Raw genomic sequence first — 1,546 nt, forward strand, 5'->3', positions numbered from 1 at the left:
ATTGACCACATGGTGTCACAGCCAGCCTGGACGATGCATTGAGAACCAGGGGTGGTGTTGGTATAGGCGGTTTTGGTCAGGTTGGCAGTCATGGCTTGGGGGGTTTAGGTGTCGATTGGCCGGGTTTGCGGGGGCTTGGGGTCATGTCATCCCATGCCAGTTTAAAATCAAGTGGCTCACTGTGCGGGGTCAGCACCCGGTCAGTGGTGCCCGGCTGCTTGGTCTGCCGGTAACGTAGTTGCTGCTGATGGCTCAGCTGATGGAGCATCTGTTTCATCGGCTGCCCATCCGGGTCCAGTAACACGAATTGTTCATCATACTGCGGCGTGGTGGGGTCGGCCACGTTCAGCTCGGCCTCTGGCGGCGGGGGGTTGAACAGCGCCGCCGTCCCCATGGGCAGCGTGACGGGCATGCCTTGCTCAAACCCCGGCCCATCCCACTCGATCGACGCGGCCTTGACCTCGAATTTGCCTCGGGCCTTGAAGGTGATGTTGCCGCCTTTCAGCTCGATCTCGGCTCCACCACCGAACAGGGTGACCTGGTCCTGGGCCAGGATGCGGATTTCGTCTTGGCTGCTGGTGAGGGTCAGGGCTTGGTTGGAGATCAGCTGCAGGGTGTCGTCATGGGCCTGTAGGGTGACCGGGGCCTTGGCCGCGATCACTTTCAGCCCGCCATGGTGGGTGAACAGGCTGGCGCTGCTGCCAGCGGTGATGCCCAGGGTGTGGTGGGCGGTCAGTTGCTGGTCGCCGTGGGCGAGGCTTTGGGTGTCCTGCCCGCTGTAGCTCAGCAGGCTGGCGGGGGTGGTGTGCACCAGGGCGGTGGGGGTGCTGAGCACGCTGATGGCGCTGTCGAAGGTCTCTACCGGGTCTTTCAGTTGCCGCCCGCTGGGGTGTTGCGGGTCGGGTTGTTGGGCGGCCTGGCCGTGGACGGGGCCGCTGTGTTCGCTCAGTTGCCGGTGCAGGGCGTCGATGCTGGGCTGGCTCGCCCAGGGCAGGGCCTGGTGGGTGGTGGCGGTCTGGCTGAGTTGGCGGGCCAGGGTGGTGCTGGCCTGCAGGGCGGCGCGGGTTTCGGTGGTGTCGAGCTGGGTGCGGTGGGCGGCCTGCCGGGCATGGGTGGTGAGCAGGAGGCCCTGGTGGCCACGCAGGGTGCCCCAGCCGTCGGTGCGCAGCTCGAAGCCCTGGCCGCGATAGGCGCCGCGCCAGCCGCTGTGCGGGGGTTGCTGGATCAGGTAGCCGAGGTTCAGCTCGCTCTGCAGTTGGCTGGTGGCCAGTTGGGTGCGCAGCTGGCCGGGGGTGTCGTCCAGTACCCAGCGGGTGTAGCCGCTGCCGGTGAGGTTGCGGCCATGGTAGCCGGACAGGGTGCCGGGGTGGTTGGCGCGGCTGCCTTCGCCGGCGCTGAAGGGCGGCAGGTCTTGTTCGTTGTGCAGGCTGCCGATCACCAGCGGGCGGTCAGGGTCGCCGTCGAGGAAGTCCACCATGACTTCGTCACCCAGGCGCGGGCTGAAGTGGCTGCCCCAGTTGGGCCCGGCCAGCCATTCGGCAATGCG

General features: G+C 66.8%; 1 protein-coding gene. It reads right to left on the reverse strand.

Translation table 11 applies throughout. The features are described from left to right. Positions 1-88 precede the first annotated feature (88 nt). A partial coding sequence (locus HNQ59_RS19380; RefSeq protein WP_184042028.1) for a type VI secretion system Vgr family protein occupies positions 89-1,546 on the reverse strand: 1,458 nt, incomplete at its 5' end.

The sequence above is a fragment of the Chitinivorax tropicus genome (genome assembly GCF_014202905.1).
Classification (GTDB): Bacteria; Pseudomonadota; Gammaproteobacteria; order Burkholderiales; family SCOH01; genus Chitinivorax; species Chitinivorax tropicus.